The organism is Streptomyces fagopyri (assembly GCF_009498275.1).
GTDB classification, from domain to species: Bacteria; Actinomycetota; Actinomycetes; order Streptomycetales; family Streptomycetaceae; genus Streptomyces; species Streptomyces fagopyri.
In genome coordinates this window covers 5,492,968-5,507,551 of sequence record NZ_CP045643.1, presented here as the reverse complement: position 1 = coordinate 5,507,551, position 14,584 = coordinate 5,492,968, and the positions used below count along the sequence as shown (strand labels likewise).

General features: G+C 71.2%; 14 protein-coding genes and 1 tRNA gene. 9 read left to right on the top strand and 6 right to left on the bottom strand.

Annotated features, from left to right (window positions below):
- Positions 1-14: 14 nt before the first annotated feature.
- Entirely contained in the window at positions 15-947 is a 933-nt protein-coding gene (locus GFH48_RS23765; RefSeq protein ID WP_153290187.1) for an ABC transporter substrate-binding protein, read from the top strand.
- Positions 948-1,287: 340 nt separating this feature from the next.
- On the opposite strand, the gene GFH48_RS23760 is transcribed toward GFH48_RS23765, so the two are convergent.
- Positions 1,288-2,292, bottom strand: coding sequence for a LacI family DNA-binding transcriptional regulator (locus tag GFH48_RS23760; RefSeq protein ID WP_153290186.1), 1,005 nt, complete (start codon positions 2,290-2,292; stop codon positions 1,288-1,290).
- Positions 2,293-2,475: 183 nt separating this feature from the next.
- Here GFH48_RS23760 and GFH48_RS23755 point away from each other — a divergent pair, with 183 nt between their 5' ends.
- From GFH48_RS23755 to GFH48_RS23745, 3 genes are all read left to right on the top strand, one after another.
- Entirely contained in the window at positions 2,476-3,369 is an 894-nt protein-coding gene (locus GFH48_RS23755) for an amidohydrolase family protein (RefSeq protein ID WP_153290185.1), read from the top strand.
- Entirely contained in the window at positions 3,366-3,866 is a 501-nt protein-coding gene (locus GFH48_RS23750) for a cysteine dioxygenase (protein ID WP_153290184.1), read from the top strand. The genes GFH48_RS23755 and GFH48_RS23750 overlap by 4 nt, the downstream gene beginning before the upstream one ends.
- A 124-nt stretch (positions 3,867-3,990) precedes the next feature.
- Positions 3,991-4,422 (top strand): hypothetical protein, encoded by a 432-nt coding sequence (locus GFH48_RS23745; RefSeq protein ID WP_153290183.1) that lies wholly within the window; start codon positions 3,991-3,993, stop codon positions 4,420-4,422.
- A gap of 511 nt (positions 4,423-4,933) precedes the next feature.
- On the opposite strand, the gene GFH48_RS23740 is transcribed toward GFH48_RS23745, so the two are convergent.
- Positions 4,934-6,328 (bottom strand): cystathionine beta-synthase, encoded by a 1,395-nt coding sequence (locus GFH48_RS23740; RefSeq protein WP_153290182.1) that lies wholly within the window; start codon positions 6,326-6,328, stop codon positions 4,934-4,936.
- 142 nt (positions 6,329-6,470) lie between these two features.
- Between GFH48_RS23740 and GFH48_RS23735 the strand changes: the two genes are divergently transcribed.
- The 3 genes from GFH48_RS23735 (at position 6,471) to GFH48_RS23725 (ending at position 10,044) form a co-directional block, all read left to right on the top strand.
- On the top strand, positions 6,471-7,490 hold the full coding sequence (locus GFH48_RS23735; protein WP_194280654.1) for an SGNH/GDSL hydrolase family protein: 1,020 nt from the start codon (positions 6,471-6,473) through the stop codon (positions 7,488-7,490).
- A gap of 205 nt (positions 7,491-7,695) precedes the next feature.
- Positions 7,696-8,916 (top strand): acetyl-CoA C-acetyltransferase, encoded by a 1,221-nt coding sequence (locus tag GFH48_RS23730; RefSeq protein WP_153290181.1) that lies wholly within the window; start codon positions 7,696-7,698, stop codon positions 8,914-8,916.
- Between the two features lie 315 nt (positions 8,917-9,231).
- The gene (locus GFH48_RS23725) at positions 9,232-10,044 is read left to right on the top strand and encodes a hypothetical protein (protein ID WP_153290180.1); all 813 of its coding nucleotides are present in this window, start codon (positions 9,232-9,234) and stop codon (positions 10,042-10,044) included.
- A 135-nt stretch (positions 10,045-10,179) separates the two neighbouring features.
- On the opposite strand, the gene GFH48_RS23720 is transcribed toward GFH48_RS23725, so the two are convergent.
- Positions 10,180-10,491 (bottom strand): hypothetical protein, encoded by a 312-nt coding sequence (locus GFH48_RS23720; protein WP_194280653.1) that lies wholly within the window; start codon positions 10,489-10,491, stop codon positions 10,180-10,182.
- Between the two features lie 104 nt (positions 10,492-10,595).
- Here GFH48_RS23720 and GFH48_RS23715 point away from each other — a divergent pair, with 104 nt between their 5' ends.
- On the top strand, positions 10,596-10,826 hold the full coding sequence (locus tag GFH48_RS23715; protein WP_148008763.1) for a DUF4287 domain-containing protein: 231 nt from the start codon (positions 10,596-10,598) through the stop codon (positions 10,824-10,826).
- A gap of 137 nt (positions 10,827-10,963) precedes the next feature.
- On the opposite strand, the gene GFH48_RS23710 is transcribed toward GFH48_RS23715, so the two are convergent.
- From GFH48_RS23710 to GFH48_RS23700, 3 genes are all read right to left on the bottom strand, one after another.
- Positions 10,964-11,845: a Bax inhibitor-1/YccA family protein gene (locus GFH48_RS23710; RefSeq protein ID WP_153290179.1), complete on the bottom strand. Its 882-nt coding sequence runs from the start codon at positions 11,843-11,845 to the stop codon at positions 10,964-10,966.
- 198 nt (positions 11,846-12,043) lie between these two features.
- Positions 12,044-13,219: a 4-hydroxybenzoate 3-monooxygenase gene (locus GFH48_RS23705; protein ID WP_153290178.1), complete on the bottom strand. Its 1,176-nt coding sequence runs from the start codon at positions 13,217-13,219 to the stop codon at positions 12,044-12,046.
- A gap of 109 nt (positions 13,220-13,328) precedes the next feature.
- Positions 13,329-13,411, bottom strand: a tRNA-Leu gene (locus tag GFH48_RS23700).
- Between the two features lie 392 nt (positions 13,412-13,803).
- Here GFH48_RS23700 and GFH48_RS23695 point away from each other — a divergent pair.
- Positions 13,804-14,574, top strand: a complete 771-nt coding sequence (locus tag GFH48_RS23695) for an ABC transporter ATP-binding protein (protein WP_153290177.1) — start codon at positions 13,804-13,806, stop codon at positions 14,572-14,574.
- The last annotated feature ends 10 nt before the right edge of the window (positions 14,575-14,584 follow it).

Here is a 14,584-nt window from a genome sequence, read left to right as displayed (position 1 = left end):
GGAGCCGAAGAACCATGAACCGTAGGACTCTGCTCGGGGGCCTGTTCGCCGCGGCCTCCGTCCCCGCCCTGGCCGCCTGCGGCAGCGGCATCACCTCGCTCGACAACCCGGGCGGCGGCAGCGGCGGCGGCTCCGGATCCAGCGCGGGCGGCCTGACCATCGGCACCGCCAACTTCACCGAGAACCAGATCCTCGGCTACCTGTACGCGGGTGTCCTCTCGGCCGCGGGCATCAGCGCGAAGGTCCGCCCCAACCTGGGCTCGCGCGAGATCGTCGTGCCCGCGCTGGAGGGCGGCGACATCGACCTGCTCCCCGAGTACCAGGGCAGCCTGCTCCTCTACCTGGACCAGAAGGCCACGGACACCGAGGCCGGCGCCATGCAGAACACGCTGACGACCGTGCTGCCCGCCGGCCTGGAGGTCCTGCCGTACGCGGCGGCCGAGGACCGCGACAGTTTCGCGGTCACCCGGGAGACCGCCGACAAGTACGGTCTGAAGAGCCTCGCCGACCTGCGCAAGGCCAACGGGAAGCTGGTCCTGGGCGCCGCGGCCGAGATGAAGAAGCGGGTCGTCGGCGCGGTGGGCCTCAAGGACCGCTACGGCGTCGAGTTCAAGGAGTTCAAGTCCCTCGACTCCTCCGGGCCGCTGGTCAAGGGCGCCCTGAAGAAGGGGGACATCGACGTCGCGAACGTCTTCACCACGGACGTGGACGTCATCGAGAACGGCTGGGTCGTCCTCACCGACCCGCTGAACCTGATCCCGTCCCAGCACATCGTCCCGCTCATCGCCTCCCGCAAGGCCGACGCCAAGGTCCGCAAGGCGCTGGCGTCCCTCGGCAACGTCCTCACCTCCGAGGAGCTGACCACGCTCAACCGCCTGGTGGACAAGGAGAAGAAGGACCCGGACGAGGTCGCGGACGCATGGCTGAAATCCAAGAAACTGAGCTGACCGGCCCTTTTTTCGCCCCCGTCGCCCCCGTCGCCCCCGTCGCCCCTGACCGACCCTTCCCCGCCCTGGAGGCTGCCGCCCCCAGACCCCCGCGTCGGCCTTGAGTGCCCTGCGCCGGACGGGCTTGGTGGTGCGGGCCTGGGCTGGAGATTTTCAGCCCGTCCGGCGCTTGAGGACGAGCCCTTCGGGCGATGGCGGGGTCCAGGGGGCGCAGCGCCCCCTGGCGGGGGGCTGGGGGCGGAGCCCTCAGGTACGGGACGATGGGGGTCCCCCCTGCTCGAGCGAAGCCGAGAGCTTGGGGGAGGGTAGGGGCGGCGGGGGCGAGAAAACCCCCGTGGGACTACACCCGTACGGCCGACCCCCGTTCACTCATCCGAGGCGCACAGAGAATCCTCTTCCTCCGCACCCGCTTCCCCTCGATCGCCGCGACGGTCAACCTCGCAGCCTCCGCGGCGATCTCCGACAACCCCCAGTCCACCGTGGTCAACGGCGGCGTGAGCACCCGCGAGACGGGATGGTCGTCGAACCCCACCACGGACACGTCCCGCCCGACCACCAGCGAGGCCTCGGCCGCCGCCGCGTACACCCCGTAGGCCAGCGAGTCGGAGAAGCAGAACACGGCGGTCGCGGGCCGGGGCCCGTCCAGCAGCCGGCGCGCCACCACCGTCGCCTCCCCCAACTCCTGCGCACACGGCACCAGTTCGGCCCGCAACCCGAGCCGCTCGGCCGCCTCGCCCACATACACGTCGGCGGGCCGGTCCGGCGTGCTCGGCCGGGTCGGCGTCAGCACCGTCACCCGGCGGTGGCCGAGACCGTGCAGATACTCCAGCACGGCGTCGATACCGGCCCGGTTGTCGAAGATGACCTGCCCCGCCGTACGGGCCGCGCTGAGCGAGTCCCCGACGGCCACCACCGGCAACGCGTCGGCGATCGCCGCCCACCCCTCGGCCGAGGGGTTCACCGGCGACACCAGCAGCGCGTCCACCCGCTGGTCACGCAACTGCTTGGCGAGCACCAGCTCGCGGTCGGGATCCCCGCCGGCGTCCAGGATCAGCGCGTAACGGTCACCGGCCAGCAACTCCCGGCCGATCGCCGCCATCAGCTGCTGCTGCCACAGGTCCTGAAGGTCCCCCGCGAGGACGCCGACCATGCTGGTACGACCGCTGGCCAGCGCGCGGGCGATGGGATCCGCCTCGTAACCGAGCTCGGCCGCGGCCTTGCGCACCCGCTCCTCGGTCTCCTTCGAGACGTGCTTGCCGCGCAGGGCGTAGGAGACGGCGGCGGTGGAGAGACCCGTGGCCTCGGCCACCTCCCGGAGGGTGGTGCGCTTATTGGGCCTGGCCATGCCGGAAAGCCTACCGGGAGGCGTCCGCGCCGCGGGCGCATGCTTGACACGACACCTTGTTAACCGCTTAAGTTAAGCGCATAAGTGAAGCGGTTAACTTGACTCGGACCCACCTCTTCCCGAGCCACGCCCGCGCCTTGCCCCTCCCGCCCCTCCTCCAGGACTCCTTCCAAGGACCGCCGCGTGCCCACCGACGTCCACCAGCACATATGGCCGCCCGCGTTCACCGAGCTGCTGCGCGCCCGCACCGCACCCCCGCGCCTCGACGGCTGGACCCTGCATCTGACGGGCGAACCGCCCTACGAGGTCGACCCGGCCGACCACGACCTCACCGCCCGTACCGCGCTCGCCCACGCCGACGGCCTCGACCTGGCCCTGGTCTCCCTCTCCAGCCCTCTCGGCATCGAGTTCCTGCCTCCCGCCGACGCCGCGCCCCTGCTCGCCGCCTTCCACGACGGCGCGCTCGCCCTCCCCGCACCCTTCGGCGTCTGGGCCTCCCCCTGTCTGTCCGCGCCTGACCCCGAGGCGGTCGAACGGGAACTCCGCCGCGGCTGCGCCGGCCTCCAACTCCCCGCCACCGCACTGCTGGACGCGGCCGGCTGGGAGCGCCACGCACCGCTCCTCGACGTCCTGGCCCGCGAGGACAAACCGCTGTTCGTGCACCCGGGCGCGGCGCCACCGACCCCGCACGCCCCGCCCTGGTGGCCGGCGCTGGTGCCCTACCTCCACCAGATGCACGCGGCCTGGTTCGCCTTCCGCGCCTTCGGCCGCGCCCGCCACCCCCGGCTGCGTGTCTGCTTCGCCGCCCTCGCGGGCCTCGCCCCGCTGCACGGCGAGCGGCTCGCGGCCCGCGGCGGCGGGCGCGGCGAGATCGACTTCGACGTCTTCTACGAGACCTCCTCCTACGGAACCCGCGCGGTGGACGCGCTCGTCCGGGCCGTCGGCATCGACGTGGTCGTCAGCGGCAGCGACCGCCCCTACGCGACCCCCGTCGTCCCCGACCTCGGCGCGGACGCCGCCGTCCACGCCCTGCGCACCGCCAACCCCGACCGCATGCTGAAGGGAGCCACCCCATGACGTACCAGGCCCTGCCGGACCGCACGCTCGACAAGCGCGAACTCCAGGCCCTCGTCGACGATCTCGCGACCCGCCCCGACCGCTGGCGCGAACAGGTCGCGTTCTCCGACGAGGAGCGGCACTACGCCTCGCTGTACCGCGACGAGTACGTCGACGTCTGGCTGCTGTGCTGGACCCGGCAGAACGACACCGGGTGGCACGACCACGACATCTCCTCGGGCGCCGTCGCCGTCGTCCAGGGCGGGCTGAACGAGACCAACCCGCGCATAGGCGGCAGCCATCCGTCCGTCACGGTCGGCGCGGGCGAGTCCTTCTGCTTCGGCCCCGAGCACATCCACCGCCTCACCGGCGCCACCGACGACGCGGTCTCGCTGCACGCGTACTCGCCGCCCCTGTGGCGGCTGGGCCAGTACGACATCACCGAGGACGGTCTGATGCGCCGGATCTCCGTCTCGTACGCGGACGAGCTGCGCCCGCTGGACCTTCCCGCCGCCTGAACGGGCAACCGGCGCGGAGCCGACCGGGATCGCCCGGGATCACCCCGTACGGGGGTGCGGCCCCTCCCCAAGAGGGGGGCTATCCCCAGTGCCACGGGGGCTTCCGCTCCCTACCGTGAACACCATGACCGGTAGGGAAGCGGGCGGCGACGCCGAACTGAAGAAGGAACTCGACGCCACTCTGCACGCGCGCAGGGAGTTGGGCGACGAGTACGAATCCGCGCTCGTCGACTCCTTCCTGGAGAAGGTCGAGCAGCGACTCGACGGGGCGGTCGACCGAAGGGTGCGGCGACAGCTCGCCGAGCAGCAGATGGTGGTGGCCCGCGGCGCGCGCTCACCACAGGGGACCGATTCGTGGGGCGAACGCTTCGGCTTCGGCATCGTCTCGCTGGTCCTGGCGGTCCCGCTGTCCGCGATCGGCGGCGGGATCGCCCACCTGCCCGGACTGCTCGTCGCCTGGATCGGCATCGTGGGGGTCAACGTGGTGCAGGCCGCGCGTGTCTCCCCGGGCTTCTTCGGCCGCCGCCGCAAGGAGACGTCGGACTGGGAGGACTGACCCGGGCGAGGGGCACCGGACACGAGGAACGGGTCCTGCCCCGGGCACACGGGCACACGAGGAAACGGCGAGGCGGAGGAAACGGAAGGGCCCGGCACCCTCGGGGGTGCCGGGCCCTTCCGACGTATTGCGCGGGGACCGCCGCACCCCCGTTGCCGGGGGGCGGGACGACGGCGGTCCCCGCGAGGGACGCGGGCCGGGTCAGGGCCGGGCTTGCGCGTCCTTGGCGTCCATGGAGGTCCGGGAGCCGCTCCGGAGGTCCTTGGCGCCGTTTTGGTGCCGGCCGGGGCGGGGAGCCGCTCCCGCCCTGCCGACATCCACCAATGTGCCGGACGTGTGTTAAGCGGGTGCTGCGCGGACGTGACACGCTCGTACCACTTCCGCGAAGTCCTCGGGGAAAGACCGGAAGATCCCTCCCAGGAGGGGAACTTCCGGAGATTTCCCCCCGGTCACCTGCGGAAACCCTTCCGGCCGGGGCGTTGTCGCCCAGGCCGGGCGCTCCGGACCGTCCCTACTGTCGGGCGCCGCCCTTGGCGAGGAAGGACAGCAGGTCCTGGCGGCTGACCACGCCGGTGGGCTTGCCCTCGACCAGCACGATGGCGGCGTCGGCGGTGCCGAGCACGGACATCAGGTCGCCGACCGGCTCACCGGAGCCGACCTGCGGCAGAGGCGCCGACATGTGCTTCTCCAGCGGGTCCTGCAGCGAGGCGCGCTGGGTGAACAGCGCGTCGAGCAGCTCGCGTTCGACCACGGACCCGACGACCTCGGCGGCCATCACGTCCGGGTGGCCGGCGCCCGGCTTGACGATCGGCATCTGCGAGACGCCGTACTCACGCAGCACCTCGATGGCCTCGCCGACCGTCTCGTCCGGGTGCATGTGGACGAGCGAGGGGATGGTGCCGCCCGCCTTGTCGCTCAGCACGTCGCAGACCCGCGCGCTCGGGCCCGTGTCCTCCAGGAACCCGTAGTCCGCCATCCACTCGTCGTTGAAGATCTTGCTGAGGTAGCCGCGCCCGCTGTCGGGCAGCAGGACGACCACGACGTCGTCGGGTCCGAGCCGCTCGGCCACGCGCAGCGCGGCCACCACGGCCATGCCGCAGGACCCGCCCACGAGCAGGCCCTCCTCCTTCGCGAGCCGCCGCGTCATCTGGAAGGAGTCCTTGTCGGACACGGCGACGATCTCGTCCGCGACCGTCCGGTCGTACGCCGTCGGCCAGAAGTCCTCACCGACGCCCTCGACGAGGTACGGCCGCCCGGAGCCGCCCGAGTACACGGACCCCTCGGGGTCGGCGCCGACGACCTGCACCTTGCCGTCGCTCGCGTCCTTCAGGTACCGCCCGGTGCCGGAGATCGTCCCGCCGGTGCCCACGCCCGCGACGAAATGGGTGATCCGCCCGTCCGTCTGCTCCCACAGCTCGGGGCCGGTGGAGTGATAGTGCGAGAGCGGGTTGTGCGGGTTGGAGTACTGGTCCGGCTTCCAGGCGCCGGGCGTCTCACGGACGAGCCGGTCGGACACGTTGTAGTACGAATCCGGGTGCTCCGGGTCGACGGCCGTCGGGCAGACGACGACCTCGGCGCCGTACGCCCGCAGCACGTTGATCTTGTCGGTGGAGACCTTGTCAGGGCAGACGAAGATGCACTTGTAGCCCTTCTGCTGGGCCACGATCGCCAGTCCGACCCCGGTGTTTCCGCTGGTGGGCTCGACGATCGTGCCGCCGGGCTTGAGGGCGCCGCTCTCCTCCGCGGCCTCGATCATGCGCAGGGCGATGCGGTCCTTGACGGATCCGCCCGGGTTGAAGTACTCAACCTTCGCCAGGACGGTCGCCTGGATGCCCGCGGTCACGTTGTTGAGCCTCACCAGCGGGGTGTTGCCGACGAGACTGATCATCGAGTCGTGGAATTGCACCGTTGTCTCCGGAGCTGCGTTCTAAAGGGATGGTCCCGTCAGCCTAAGGCCCCACGTGGGCGTTCACGTGTCGTTGAGATTGGCCGACCCGTTCCACGGGGCAAGCAGTGGTTGTACGGCTACGAGGAGGTGGCGGCGACGCATGACGAGCTTGTCGAGGGCGAGGGTGGCACGGCGGATCGCGGCGGGCGCGGCGTACGGCGGCGGCGGGATCGGTCTGGTGGGCGCCGCCGCGATCGGTGTCGTCCTGGCCGAGGTGCAGCTGGCGAAGCGCCATGTGGGCAACGGGCACGGTCAGGCGCCCCGCGCGAACGGTCTGTACGGGTACGCGTACGCGACGCAGGACGGCCCGCCGCTGCGGCTCGCGATGCTCGGTGACTCCACCGCGGCGGGGCAGGGAGTGCACCGGCCCCGCCAGACACCCGGCGCGCTGCTGGCCTCCGGGCTCGCGGCGGTGGCCGAACGCCCTGTCGAGCTCTGCAACGTCGCGCTGCCGGGCGCCCAGTCCGACGACCTCGACCGGCAGGTGGCGCTCGCCCTCACGGACACCGCGCGGGTGCCCGACATCTGCGTGATCATGATCGGCGCGAACGACGTCACCCACCGGATGCCGCCGACGCGATCCGTGCGTCACCTGTCCGCGGCGGTACGCCGGCTGCGCACCGCCGGCGCCGAGGTCGTGGTCGGCACCTGTCCCGACCTGGGCACCGTCGAGCAGGTCCAGCAGCCGCTGCGCTGGCTGGCCCGACGGGCCTCCCGGCAGCTCGCCGCCGCGCAGACCATCGGGACGGTCGAGCAGGGCGGGCGGACGGTGTCACTGGGTGATCTGCTGGGCCCCGAGTTCGAGGCGAACCCGCGCGAGCTCTTCGGTCCCGACAACTACCACCCTTCCGCCGAGGGGTACGCGACCGCGGCGATGGCGGTACTGCCCACGGTGTGCGCGGCGCTCGGCCTGTGGCCGGCCGAGGAGGAACGGCCGGACGTCTCCCGCCGCGAAGGGTTCCTGCCGGTGGCGCGGGCGGCCGCGGAGGCGGCGTCCGAGGCCGGTACGGAGGTCACGGCGGCCATGCCCACGGGGCCGCGCGGACCATGGGCCCTCCTCAAACGCCGCCGGCGCCGGCGGGTCCCCGCCACGGACCCCGCGCCGACGCCCTCGGCCTGAGCCGGCCCGTCCCCTGGGTGCTGCCGCCCCCGGGTACGGGACGGGTCGGGCAGGGGCGGCGGGGGCGAGGAAGGTCCGCCAGAAAAAGCAAGCGCTTAGAAAAGTGCGGCCGGAGTCACACGACCGGAGCGGTGACCTGGCCGGTACGGACGGGTAACTTCCCAAGCAGTCCCGCCCGTCCACCCCGAGTGCCCATGGAGCCGTGATGCCCGAAGCCGTGATCGTCTCAGCCGCCCGCTCCCCGATCGGCCGCGCCTTCAAGGGCTCCCTGAAGGACATCCGCCCCGACGACCTGACCGCCACGATCATCCAGGCCGCCCTCGCCAAGGTCCCCGAGCTGGACCCGAAGGACATCGAGGACCTGATGCTCGGCTGCGGCCTCCCCGGCGGCGAGCAGGGCAACAACCTCGGCCGCATCGTCGCCGTGCAGATGGGCATGGACCACCTCCCGGGCTGCACGATCACCCGTTACTGTTCCTCGTCCCTCCAGACCAGCCGCATGGCCCTGCACGCCATCAAGGCCGGCGAGGGCGACGTCTTCATCTCGGCCGGCGTCGAGCTGGTCTCCCGCTTCACCAAGGGCAACTCCGACTCCCTGCCCGACACGCGCAACCCCTTCTTCGCCGAGGCCGAGGCCCGCACGAAGGCCGTCGCCGAGTCCGAGGGCTCGACCTGGCACGACCCCCGCGAGGACGGCCTCGTCCCGGACGCGTACATCGCGATGGGCCAGACCGCCGAGAACCTGGCCCGGATCAAGGGCGTCACCCGCCAGGACATGGACGAGTTCGGCGTCCGCTCGCAGAACCTCGCCGAGGAAGCCATCAAGAACGGCTTCTGGGAGCGCGAGATCACCCCGGTCACGACCCCCGACGGCACGGTCGTCAGCAAGGACGACGGCCCGCGCGCCGGCGTCACCCTGGAGGGCGTGCAGGGCCTCAAGCCCGTCTTCCGCCCGGACGGACTCGTCACCGCCGGAAACTGCTGCCCGCTCAACGACGGCGCCGCCGCCCTCGTGATCATGTCCGACACGAAGGCCCGCGAGCTCGGCCTCACCCCGCTCGCCCGCATCGTGTCCACCGGTGTCACCGGCCTCTCCCCCGAGATCATGGGCCTCGGCCCGGTCGAGGCCAGCAGGCAGGCGCTGCGGCGCGCCGGCCTCACCGTCGACGACATCGACCTGTTCGAGATCAACGAGGCCTTCGCCGCCCAGGTGATCCCGTCCTACCGCGACCTGGACATCCCGCTGGACAAGCTGAACGTGAACGGCGGCGCCATCGCCGTCGGCCACCCCTTCGGCATGACCGGCGCCCGCATCACCGGCACGCTCATCAACTCCCTCCAGTTCCACGACAAGCAGTTCGGCCTGGAGACGATGTGCGTCGGCGGCGGCCAGGGCATGGCGATGGTCATCGAACGCCTCAGCTGATCCACGATCGTCCACGCCGGGGCCGCGCATCATCCTTACGAGTGACCGCGGTTGGACCCAGCGTGATCGGATCGGCCCGGATCCCGGTCGCCACCGGGACTCCGGGCCGATTTGTGATCCAATCCCCTCCAAGATGTGACCTATCTCCCCCTGGAGAGCGATTCACGCAGGTCAGAGCCGTTGCGTAGGCAAACCCGTGGCCCAAAGCCCTGTCCTATTCGTGACGTTACGCACTGACAGCTCGGTAGTCCGGCCTTCAAGCTGATGTAGGAAGTCGGGGGTCGACTTTGAACCGGGAGTACGTCAGTGAGCGCCATGCCGATTGCTTTGCTGCTCACCACCGCCGCGACCGCGGCCGTGGGCGTCGCCGTTCTGCGCACCCTGCTGGGTCTGCGCCGGCAGGTAGCAGCCTTGCGCAACGAACTCGCCGAGAACCGCGCCGGTGTCGCGCACGGTCTCGTGCCCGCCGCCCGCTCGGCCGCGGACACCGACGAGATACGCGCCGCGGTGACCGAGGCACTCGCCGAGGAGCGGGAACGGGAACTCGCCGAGGCCCGTGCCTTCTGGGCCGCCCAGGAGGCACGTGACGCCTCGGACGCGCCCTCGCTGCTCGGTCTGACCGACAGCGAACTCTTCACGGCCCGCCCCTCGGACTTCGTGGGACTGGAGTACCTGGAGACGGTCACCGAGCCCGACCTGGACGCCGAGGAGTTCTCCCCCAAGGACTTCACGCAGGGAGGCGCCACCGGGGACTCTCCCGAACTGGCCGCCGCCCGCCGCCGTCATCCCTCGCACCCGGACTTCGTACCGGTCCAGTCACCCGTCGCGAACGACCACGAACGCACGGTGGCCTGCCTGGAGGAACTCGCCGAGTCCCGCACCGAACTGGCGGACGTCCGTCCGGGCCCGCTCGGCACCCTCGACGTCTACGTCTTCACGGACGGGACGACGCTCTGCATGACCCCGGGCCACCGCGAGACCGCGGAGCGGCTGGCCGCGGCCCTGCGCGCGGGCGAGACGCCGGTGCTGCTGGGCGGCTCGGGCGTCTCGGGCGCGTACGCGCTCACGTTCGCGTGCGGCGAGGAGAACGTCTACATCCTGGCGGACCGCGTCATAGCGTCGCTGTAGCGCCGCCGCCTCCCGCCGGGCGGAGCGACGGCCGCCCGCACACCTCACCGCCCGCCCGGGTCACCGCCCGCGCGGGACATCGCCCCGAAAGGCACCGTCCAGGCAGGTCCGACCCGCGACAGCCGCTCGCGCGGGTCAGACCCCGGCCCTCTTCTGGGCCTCCTCCACCAGCGCCACCGCCTCGGCGAGTTCCGCCTCGTTCCTCAGTACGAGTGCCAAATCGTGCGCCGCGACCGTGATTTGGTCCGCGGCGGCGAACATCCCCGCCTCGGGCATCTCCCTGGGCTCCCCGGAGGGGTCCTCCACCCGCTGGGCACGCAGTGCCAACTCCCTGGCCAGCCCCAGTGCCTCGGCAGCCGCCCCCCGCTGCAGCCGGCTCTGCGGGGCGGCCCGCAACCGGTCGGCGAAGTGGTCCACGGCTCGGTTCAGCGACGTCGTATCAAGCACGCCGCGAGACTACGCGCCGCGACGGGACTGTTGCCAACAACCCAACCCTCAGGCACGGTGGCGTGAAGGACCGGCTTACATCCCCTTTGCGTCCGGAGGCGCCGATGTCCCAAGTGTTCTCGCAGGAGACCCACCGGAATCTGCTCGCCCGCATCCCCCACTGCACCGGTCGTGAGATCTCCGACTGGCTGCGCACCGTCGACGAAGGCCCCGCTCTCTTCCGTTTCGAGGAGAAGGTCAGCTGGCTCCGCGCCGAGCACGACCTCGCGTACGGCCACGCCAAGGCGATCATTCACGAGTACGACCTGAGGAGGGCCGCGCGCAAACTTCTCTGAGCGCGCACCACCGGCACCACCGGTTTCCGACTGACGTCCCGACAGGCATCCGCGAACAGCGAAGGGCCCGCGAACCGATGGTTCGCGGGCCCTTCGGACACCTGCCGCCGGCCTCGCCGGCGACGCCGTCCGTGTCGCTAGTCGTTGCTGCTGAAGATGGCGACCAGCCGCAGCATCTCGACGTAGATCCACACGAGGGTCATGGTCAGGCCGAACGCGGCCAGCCAGGCCTCCTCACGCGGCGCGCCGTACGCGATGCCGTCCTCGATCTGCTTGAAGTCGAGGGTCAGGAAGAACGCGCCGATGAGGATCGCCAGGATGCCGACGATCGCGCCCAGCGGGCCCATGCTGCGCAGTCCGCCGTCCCCGGCCACACCGAAGGCGACGAGCAGCAGGTTGACCGCCATGACGACCACGAAGGCGATGGCGATGGCCATGCCGATGCGCGCGTACCGCGCGGTCACACGGATCCAGCCCGCCTTGTAGACGAGCAGGGTCGCGCCGGCCACCGCCATGGTGCCGAGGACCGCCTGGAAGGGAGCGCCGCTCCACCGCTCGTTGTACATCTCGCTGATGACCCCGAGGAAGACGCCCTCGAAGGCGGCGTAACCGAGGATCAGCGCGGGCGAGGCCTTGCGCTTGAAGGACTGCACCATCGCCAGGACGAACGCCACGAGGGCGGAGCCGATGGCGAGGCCGTAGCTGGTGGACGACACGGGCAGCAGCGCCCACGCCAGGACGGCGCCGACGGTGACGGTGCCGAGCGTCATGGCGGAGCGCATGACGACGTCGTCCATCGTCATCCGGCCGGTGGTGACCGGGGCCTGCGGCGGGGCGCCGTACTGCTGGCCCTGCTGCGCGTAGGGATTCTGCGCGTAGGGGTTGCCGCCCTGCTGCGCGTACGGGTTGGCCTGCGTGCCGACAGCGGGTCCCCCGGCCTGCGGCGCCGCGTTGAATCCCGCGTAGCCGTTGTCGCGGCTGAACCCCCGTCGCGAGAAGACCGGGTTGCTGCTCCTCATTTCACTCCTCCATGGCCACCCTGCGCGGCCTTGGCCTCAAGGGTAATAGGTAGGCAAAGGATCGACCCTACTGCTTGGGGAGGATCTTTCCCTCGTCCTGCCAAGGTACGCGTGTGTTCCCTGGCCTGCGAGCACTGGTACCAAGCCGTGACAGGCCCCGCCCGCGGCGCCCGTCCGGCCCTCTCGGCCCCGGCTCCCTCACTCCAGCGGAAACCCGGTGTACCCCTCCGCCAGATCCGTCTCCGCCGCCCGCGAGGTGGCCACCCTGCGCAGCCGGGCGAGCTGGATGCGGTCCTCGAAGGGGCTCGCGCCGGGGGCGCGGTGCAGCAGGGTCGTCATGTCGTACGAGAACCGCTCGGCCTGCCAGACGCGGCGCAGACAGGTCTCGGAATAGGAGTCCAGGCGTTCGGCCGAACCGGTGTCGCCGAGGTGTTCGAGGGCACGGGCGAACGTCACGACGTCGCCGACGGCGAGGTTGAGCCCCTTGGCCCCGGTCGGCGGGACGATGTGGGCGGCGTCCCCGGCGAGGAAGAGCCGCCCGTACCGCATGGGCTCGTGGACGTAGCTGCGCATGGGGGTGACGGACTTCGAGGTGACCGGCCCGCGCTCCAGCCGCCAGTCGTCACCGGTCTCGAAACGCCGCTCCAGCTCGTCCCAGATCTCCCCGTCCGCCCAGGCCCCGGCCTCCGTGCCCTCGGGCACCTGGAGATAGAGCCGGGAGACGGCCGGCGAGCGCATGCTGAGCAGGGCGAAGCCGCGCTCGTGGCGGGCGTAGACCAGTTCGTCGTGGGAGGGCGCCACATCGGCGAGTATCCCGAGCCAGCCGAAGGGGTACGTCCGTTCGAACACGCGGGAGAGCCCGGCCGGCACGGCCTTGCGGGCCACGCCCCAGAACCCGTCGCAGCCGACCACGTAGTCGCAGTCGAGCACGTCCTCGCGCCCCTCGTGCCGGAAGCGGACCAGGGGCCGGTCGCTCCGCGCCCCCTCGACCGCCAGCGCCTCGGCCCCGAAGAGCAGCGGGCCGCCCTCCTTCAGCTGGAGCGCGATCAGGTCCTTGCAGACCTCCGTCTGGGCGTACACCAGCACGGAGCTGCCTCCGGTGCGGGCCGGGAAGTCGACGCGGTGGCGTTCCCGCTCGAAGCGCAGCTCGATCCCGTCGTGCCTGAGCCCCTCCCGGTCCATCCGCTCGCCGGCCCCTGCGGCCCGCAGGACGTCGGCGGTCCCCTGTTCCAGGATCCCGGCGCGCTGCCGCCGCTCCACGTACGTCCGGTCGTGGCTCTCCAGCACCACGGAGTCGATCCCCGCGTTGCGCAGCAGCCGCGCCAGCAGCAGTCCGGCCGGTCCGGCCCCGATGATCCCGACGGTGGTACGCATCCGGCACGCCCCTTCGCGTTCCCCTACGCCTTGCTCGCCGTGCTCGCCGCACTCCTGTGTTCGCCTGGTGAAATGTGCTTCACCATTTTCGAACGGAAGAGGTCGGAGGTGCCCGGAACCGGACTTGAACCGGTACGCCCGCGAGGGGCAGCGAGGTTTAAGCTCGCCGTGTCTGCATTCCACCATCCGGGCAGGCCATGGGCTCCGCGTCGAGATTCCGAGCCTATCGGGGCCCGCTCCTCGAACAGCGGCCGGGCGAACCGATGTTGTCTTATTTTATTGACGTCTGAGGGTGCATCAGCCACCGGTACGGGCCATCAGCACTTGCCAATAGCCTTTCGGACCGCGCGGAGACGCGTATACGGAATGACGGAATTTCACCGTCCGAACGGACGCGCCCGCGCGGCCGTACCCGGACGCGGCTCAGGGAACACCGTCATCCCCAGGTATGACTCCGCCGCTCGCGGTCCGACCGGAGGCTGCCCCGGGAACCGGAACAGCGGCTGACTACACGGCGCCGAACGGCCGCGACGATGGGACACGTCCCCCCTTGAACGCCGTCGTCCCGACAGGAGCACCCTCCCGTGACCACCACGCCCCTTGCCGACCGGACCACCACGGTGGCCGCCCGCGCCACGGAACTGTCCAAGGTCTACGGACAGGGCGAGACCCAGGTGGTCGCCCTCGACCGGGTCTCCGTCGACTTCCGCCAGGCCGAGTTCACCGCGATCATGGGCCCCTCGGGTTCGGGCAAGTCCACGCTGATGCACTGCGTGGCGGGTCTCGACTCGTTCTCCTCCGGCTCCGTGCGCATCGGGGAGACCGAGCTGGGCTCCCTCAAGGACAAGCAGCTCACGAAGTTGCGCCGGGACAAGATCGGCTTCATCTTCCAGGCGTTCAACCTGCTGCCCACCCTGACGGCGCTGGAGAACATCACCCTCCCGGTGGACATCGCCGGCCGCAAGCCGGACCGGGAGTGGCTGGACAAGGTCATCACGATGATCGGCCTCGCCGACCGCCTCCGCCACCGCCCCTCCCAGCTCTCCGGCGGCCAGCAGCAGCGTGTCGCCGTCGCCCGGGCGCTGGCCTCCCGGCCCGACATCATCTTCGGCGACGAGCCGACCGGGAACCTCGACTCGCGCTCGGGCGCGGAGGTGCTGGGCTTCCTGCGCAACTCGGTACGGGAGCTGGGGCAGACCGTCGTCATGGTCACCCACGACCCGGTCGCCGCCGCCTACGCCGACCGCGTGGTCTTCCTCGCCGACGGCCGCATCGTCGACGAGGTGCACGGGCCGACCGCGGACTCCGTCCTGGACCGCATGAAGCGGTTCGACGCCAAGGGCCGCACCAGCTGACCCCCGGTCG

What these genes read in the sequence shown, in the direction of transcription:
- GFH48_RS23715 (WP_148008763.1), top strand. Translation starts at nt 10,596, where the DNA reads ATGTCCCAAGTGTTCTCGCAGGAGACCCACCGGAATCTGCTCGCCCGC.
- GFH48_RS23705 (WP_153290178.1), bottom strand. Translation starts at nt 13,219, where the DNA reads ATGCGTACCACCGTCGGGATCATCGGGGCCGGACCGGCCGGACTGCTG.
- GFH48_RS23765 (WP_153290187.1), top strand. Translation starts at nt 15, where the DNA reads ATGAACCGTAGGACTCTGCTCGGGGGCCTGTTCGCCGCGGCCTCCGTC.
- GFH48_RS23730 (WP_153290181.1), top strand. Translation starts at nt 7,696, where the DNA reads ATGCCCGAAGCCGTGATCGTCTCAGCCGCCCGCTCCCCGATCGGCCGC.
- GFH48_RS23760 (WP_153290186.1), bottom strand. Translation starts at nt 2,292, where the DNA reads ATGGCCAGGCCCAATAAGCGCACCACCCTCCGGGAGGTGGCCGAGGCC.
- GFH48_RS23745 (WP_153290183.1), top strand. Translation starts at nt 3,991, where the DNA reads ATGACCGGTAGGGAAGCGGGCGGCGACGCCGAACTGAAGAAGGAACTC.
- GFH48_RS23750 (WP_153290184.1), top strand. Translation starts at nt 3,366, where the DNA reads ATGACGTACCAGGCCCTGCCGGACCGCACGCTCGACAAGCGCGAACTC.
- GFH48_RS23710 (WP_153290179.1), bottom strand. Translation starts at nt 11,845, where the DNA reads ATGAGGAGCAGCAACCCGGTCTTCTCGCGACGGGGGTTCAGCCGCGAC.
- GFH48_RS23725 (WP_153290180.1), top strand. Translation starts at nt 9,232, where the DNA reads ATGCCGATTGCTTTGCTGCTCACCACCGCCGCGACCGCGGCCGTGGGC.
- GFH48_RS23735 (WP_194280654.1), top strand. Translation starts at nt 6,471, where the DNA reads ATGACGAGCTTGTCGAGGGCGAGGGTGGCACGGCGGATCGCGGCGGGC.